This window comes from Bifidobacterium sp. UBA744, assembly GCA_002298605.1.
Taxonomy (GTDB): Bacteria; Actinomycetota; Actinomycetes; order Actinomycetales; family Bifidobacteriaceae; genus Bifidobacterium.
Genome location: DBKS01000024.1, coordinates 32,021 through 37,432 on the forward strand (window position 1 = coordinate 32,021; position 5,412 = coordinate 37,432).

The 5,412-nt window shown below is 63.1% G+C and carries 6 protein-coding genes and 1 pseudogene; 6 read left to right on the forward strand and 1 reads right to left on the reverse strand.

Translation table 11 applies throughout. The features are described 5' to 3' along the window. Window positions 1-32 precede the first annotated feature (32 nt). From B2994_RS02615 to ilvN, 6 genes are all read left to right on the forward strand, one after another. A complete protein-coding gene (locus tag B2994_RS02615) occupies window positions 33-677 on the forward strand; it encodes a cell division protein (protein ID WP_414630622.1) in 645 nt (214 codons plus the stop codon). 3 nt (window positions 678-680) lie between these two features. After that, entirely contained in the window at window positions 681-1,280 is a 600-nt protein-coding gene (locus B2994_RS02620) for a YceD family protein (protein WP_291526841.1), read from the forward strand. A 105-nt stretch (window positions 1,281-1,385) separates the two neighbouring features. Continuing rightward, window positions 1,386-1,580, forward strand: a complete 195-nt coding sequence (rpmF, locus tag B2994_RS02625; protein ID WP_291526842.1) for a 50S ribosomal protein L32 — start codon at window positions 1,386-1,388, stop codon at window positions 1,578-1,580. A gap of 122 nt (window positions 1,581-1,702) precedes the next feature. Next, window positions 1,703-2,431, forward strand: a complete 729-nt coding sequence (rnc, locus tag B2994_RS02630; protein WP_291526843.1) for a ribonuclease III — start codon at window positions 1,703-1,705, stop codon at window positions 2,429-2,431. A gap of 128 nt (window positions 2,432-2,559) precedes the next feature. Further along, the gene (locus B2994_RS02635; protein WP_291526844.1) at window positions 2,560-4,458 is read left to right on the forward strand and encodes an acetolactate synthase large subunit; all 1,899 of its coding nucleotides are present in this window, start codon (window positions 2,560-2,562) and stop codon (window positions 4,456-4,458) included. A 38-nt stretch (window positions 4,459-4,496) separates the two neighbouring features. Continuing rightward, window positions 4,497-5,054 (forward strand): acetolactate synthase small subunit, encoded by a 558-nt coding sequence (ilvN, locus tag B2994_RS02640; protein ID WP_291526845.1) that lies wholly within the window; start codon window positions 4,497-4,499, stop codon window positions 5,052-5,054. A gap of 49 nt (window positions 5,055-5,103) precedes the next feature. Here the strand turns inward: ilvN and B2994_RS02645 are convergent. Further along, window positions 5,104-5,412 (reverse strand): annotated as a pseudogene (locus B2994_RS02645) (MFS transporter); the annotation flags it as partial.

Genomic DNA, 5,412 nt, shown 5'->3' on the forward strand with positions numbered 1-5,412 from the left:
CGCCGAGCGACCGCAAGCCACGTCATGCGGCCATCCCGGAGCTTCCGGATCTACGCGCCAATGCCTCGGAAGAGCATTTCGACCCGCAAAGCGCGCAGTCACGCAATGAGTTCACCACGGTGTACGACATTCTGGACCGCATCGAAGCCACGCTGGACGAGGCCCAGACCCCCCTGTTCCAGCCGAATTTGGTGAAAGTGGATCGCGGGGAACTGACCGAGCAGCTCGAAGAGCTCAAGAAGATGCTGCCCGTGCAGCTCGAACGCGCCAGCGCTTTGATGCGCGAGGCCGAACGCCGTCTCGAGGGCGCGCAGACCCAGGCCAACGCGATCATCGCCGCGGCCCAGTCCCGCGCCGCCGGCATGATCAAGGATGCGAACGACCAGGCGCAATTCCTCGCCGGACAGGAGAACGTGGTCGCCCTCGCCCAAACCAGGGCGCGCATCACCATGGACACCGCACAGTCGAAGGCCGACCACCTGACCAACGGCGCCGACAAATACTGCGTCGACGTGATGGAATCGCTTGACCAGCAACTTGATAAGCTCAAGCAGGATGTGCAGGCGGGACTGAACGTGCTGTACACGCGCCAACAGCGGGCCGCGCAGGATTACGCGGCCACGCAGGCCGCCGTGCAGGGCGCGAACGATCAGGCGGACAATCAGCAGGAGGCATAACAGATGGCTCGCATCGAAGATTCGCCCTGGGCGGTGCCGGTCGCGCAGATCGCCGGCCGTCCGGGACAAAGCAAGCAACTGGATCGGACGTTCCCCGCGCCCAGCGGCATCGGCGACGAAGTGATCGGTGTCACCGAAGGCGATGACGTCGCCGTGTCCGGCAATTTCGAATCGATTGTGGACGGACTGATCTTCACCGGCCGCATCACGGCGCCGGCGCACGCCGAATGCACGCGGTGTCTCAAGCCCATCGAACATGATTGGGTCACCGACGTCACCGCGTTCTTCCCCTTCACGGATTCGCGTGACAGCCGTGGCGACCGCAACGGCGACGAAGTGGACATCATCGCCGGCGAGGACGAATCGGAGGACATCTATCCACTGTCGTCCGACGGCGCATTCGCCGATCTTGAGGCACTGTTGCGCGATTCGCTGGTCGAGGCCCTGCCCCTGCAGCCACTGTGCAAGCCGGATTGCCTGGGACTGTGCTCGCAATGCGGCCTGAATCTCAATGAGCATCCGGATCATCACCACGACGTCACGGACATTCGATTCGCCGCCCTGGCCGATTTCAAAGCCAAGCTGGAAGCCGAACAGCAGTAGGCGACGGAATGGGCGGTCCATGCGATTGGACAAAGTTCAGAACCTGCGCTACACTACTGAACGCTTAAGCTCATTTTCGTTCGAACGATAAAAGAGGAATAAATCATGGCTCTGCCTAAGTACAAGACCTCGCGCGCCAACACGCATTCGCGTCGCGCGAACTGGAAGGCGTCTGCTGTGCAGACCGCCGCCTGCCCGAACTGCGGTGCCCCCGCACTGCCTCACCTGGCGTGCCCGAACTGCGGTTCCTTCCGCGGCCGCGTCTACCGCTCCGCCATCAAGTCCGCCCACACCAAGTGAGTCGCGCTTGATCGAAGCTCATGCAAGCCCTGCCATCGACGGGTGGCGGGGCTTTTTGTTACCCCGGCGGCGCCCGACACCGCTGCCTCCCAAGTCCGCGCACACTACTAGGGATATGACTTATGACTGTGGAATTCGAGAAACAAGCGCCCGTTAACGAACTGCTCGACCGCCTCGGCACGCGCATCAGCCCCGCGCTGCTGGTGGAGGCGCTCACCCACCGCTCCTTCGCCCACGAGCATGAAGGAGTCAAACAGTACGAACGTCTGGAATTCCTCGGCGACGCCGTGCTTGAACTGGTGGTCACCGAGACGCTGTTCACCACGCACCCCGATATGACCGAAGGCCAGCTCGCCAAGATCCGCGCCAAGGCGGTCTCGGAGGAATCGCTGTCGAAGATCGCGCGCGAAAAGCTGCAGGTCGGCCCCTTCATCCTGCTGGGGCACGGGGAGGCCGAACAGGGCGGCGCCGAAAAAAGCTCGATCCTATGCGACATTGTGGAATCGCTGATCGGCGCGACCTTCGTGGAGCATGGCATCGACGAGGCCCGCAAGGTCATTCACCATCTGATCGACGACACCCTGGCCGAAGTCGCCACCGAGGGCCCGGCACTGGATTGGAAAACCTCGCTGAGCGTCAAGGCGCATCAGATGAAGCTCGACGAACCGCGCTATCGCATGCGCGTGGAAGGCCCGGAATACGCCCTCGAATTCACCGCCAAGGCCACCATCGGCCCCAAGGACGAAATCATCGGCATCGGCAAGGGCACGTCGAAGCGCAAGGCCCAACTGGCCGCCGCCGAAATGGCGTGGCATACGCTTGACGACCGGCAAAAGGCCAAGCAGCGCTAACGTCTGTTCGGCCCCGCGCTTACACTGGTTGCATACGAAGCGCGGCCTTTGCCACAAGCAGTTACCGACGTCGCGCATCCTTTCGGGCATACCTGCCCGTGAATCCGAGTTTGCTGGAGAGAGGCATCATGGCTACACCCACCCCTTTGCAGGCGTTCAGCGCCCTGCCTAAACCCACTCCGACTGCCGACAAGCAGACGATTGTGGACGGCGAGAAGATGACCGGCGCCCAGGCTCTGGTCCGTTCGCTGGAGGACCTGGGCGTTCAGGACGTGTTCGGCATCCCCGGCGGAGCGATTCTGCCTGTATATCATCAGATCAACGACGACACCAAATTCCGCTTTGTGCTCATGCGCCACGAGCAGGCGGCCGGCCATGCCGCCGAGGGCTATGCCGTGGCCACCGGTCGCGTGGGCGTGTGTCTGGTCACCTCCGGCCCCGGCGCCACCAATGTGGTCACCGCCATCGCGGACGCCAATATGGATTCCGTGCCGATGATCGTCATCACCGGCCAGGTGGGCGTGCCGGCCATCGGCACCGACGCCTTCCAGGAAGCCGACATCGTGGGCATCACCTACCCGGTCGCCAAGCACTCCTACCTCGTCACCCGTGCACAGGACATTCCGCGCGTGCTCGCCGAGGCGCATTACATCGCCAGCACCGGCCGCCCCGGCCCGGTGGTTGTGGACCTGACCAAAACGGCCCAGACCGGCGAAATGTACTACTCGTGGCCGCAGCGCATGATTCTGCCCGGCTACAACCCCACCACCAAACCGCACGGCCATGTGCTGCGCGACGCGGCCAAGCTGTTCTCCCAGTCCTACCGCCCGGTGCTCTATGTCGGCGGCGGCGCGGTCCGCTCCGATGCGGGCGAGCAGGTGGCCAAGCTGGCCGAAGTGACCGGAGCCCCGATCGTCACCACCATGCCCGCCAGAGGCGTGGTGGCGGATTCCAATCCGCAGAACCTCGGCATGCTCGGCATGCACGGCACCATCGCCGCCACGGGCTCCGTGCAGCGGTGCGATCTTCTCGTGGCCATCGGCGCCCGCTTCGACGACCGAGTGACCGGCAAGCTTGACGCCTTCGCCCCCGCCGCGCGAGTGATCCACATTGACATCGATCCCGCCGAAATCGGCAAGAACCGCGTTCCCGACGTGCCGATCGTCGGAGATGTCAAGCAGGTGCTCACCGATCTCATTCCGCAGATCGAGCGCGAGCAGGCGATCCAGGGCAAGCCGGATCTCACGCCATGGTGGGATTTCCTCAACGACCTCAAGTCGAAGTACACGATCCATTACGACGAACCGGAGGATCAGCCCACAGACGGCTCCCTGTCGCCGCAATGGGTGGTCGAACAGTTGTCGAAGCACGCCGACCAATCCACCATCTGGGTAACCGGCGTGGGCCAGCATCAGATGTGGGCCGCGCAGCTGATCGACTTCGAGCATCAGCATTCGTGGATCAGCTCCGGAGGCCTGGGGACCATGGGCTTCGGTCTGCCGGCGGCCATGGGCGCCCTGGTGGGTTCGCAACGCGAATTCGACGCCAAGAAGCCCGTGTGGCTGATCGACGGCGACGGCTCCTTCCAGATGACCTCGGAGGAGCTGGCGGCGGCCTTCCTCGACCATGTGCCGGTGAAGATCGCCATCCTCAACAATTCCGTGTACGGCATGGTCCGCCAGTGGCAGACACTGTTCTACAACCATCATTACTCGCAGACCAATCTGCTTGACGGCGAGGCCCGCGAAGACACCCCAAGCGACGAGTTCTTCGACGTGCCGGATTTCGTCAAGCTGGCCGAAGCCTACGGATGCCTGGGACTGCGCGCGTTCACGCCGGAACAGGCCGTCGACGCCATCAAGCGCGCGAACGAGGTGAACGACCGCCCGGTGCTGATCGACTTCCGCGTGTTCAAGGACGCAATGGTATGGCCGATGGTATCCGCCGGCGCGTCGAACGACACCGTGACCTACCGTCCGGGCGTCAACCCCCTGGCGCACCGCGACGGCACCGCGAGCAACAAGTAGCCCGGCGGCATAGCATTCAAGCGTTGAAGGAGAATCCCATGGCAGTTGTTTACCCCGCCTCCCAGCCCGGTTCCGAGCGCCACACGCTTTCGGTGCTCGTGGAGAACCGGCCGGGCGTACTGGCCCGTATCGCCGGTCTGTTCGCCCGTCGTGCGTTCAATATCAATTCGCTGTCCGTCTCGCCCACCGAGCGGCCGGACATCTCGCGCGTGACCGTCACGGCCGATGTGGACGCCGCGCCGCTCGAACAGATCATCAAGCAGCTCAACAAGCTGCTGCACGTGCTCAAGATCGTGGACCTCGATCCGGAAACCACCGTGGAGCGCGAACTGGTGCTCATCAAGGTGGCCGCCGACGAATCCAACCGTTCCGACGTGCTGGAAATCGTGCGCCTGTTCCGCGTGCGCGTGGTGGACGTGAACCCGGAGTCGCTGACCATCGAGGCCACCGGCGCCGAAGGCAAGATCGACGCGCTGCTCGGCCTGCTGGAGCACTACGGCGTGATCGAGCTGGTCCGTTCCGGCGCGGTCGCCGTGTCCCGCGGTCCGAAGGCGCTGAGCGAGAAGGTGCTCGGCTCCGAGATCACCGGCCGCTGAACGGTCTGAACGGTATTATTTACGACAAAGCGCCGTTTCGCGATTCATGTCACGGGACGGCGCTACAGAACATCGAAAGCACTTGGGCCGGAACCGTCAGTGTGACAGTAATGCGCCCCTGCATGCTCGTAGGCGACTTGGCGAAAATGAAACCAAGGAGCATTGCGTTAATCAACGGGAACGGCAGACCGACAAGCGAATTGGCAACCATCATGACTCTATAGTTGTCGGTCAACGTCATCGGCAATATGCACAGGCAGATAGACAGGTAGGCGAGGCACACGGTTGGTCCGACAGGGACCTTATCGCTGAATCTGCCGGCAAGCAACGATCCTACAAGCATCGTCAACGATATGCC

Coding starts and splice junctions, on each gene's coding strand:
- rpmF (WP_291526842.1), top strand. CDS start 1,386: ATGGCTCTGCCTAAGTACAAGACCTCGCGCGCCAACACGCATTCGCGT.
- rnc (WP_291526843.1), top strand. CDS start 1,703: ATGACTGTGGAATTCGAGAAACAAGCGCCCGTTAACGAACTGCTCGAC.
- ilvN (WP_291526845.1), top strand. CDS start 4,497: ATGGCAGTTGTTTACCCCGCCTCCCAGCCCGGTTCCGAGCGCCACACG.
- B2994_RS02620 (WP_291526841.1), top strand. CDS start 681: ATGGCTCGCATCGAAGATTCGCCCTGGGCGGTGCCGGTCGCGCAGATC.
- B2994_RS02635 (WP_291526844.1), top strand. CDS start 2,560: ATGGCTACACCCACCCCTTTGCAGGCGTTCAGCGCCCTGCCTAAACCC.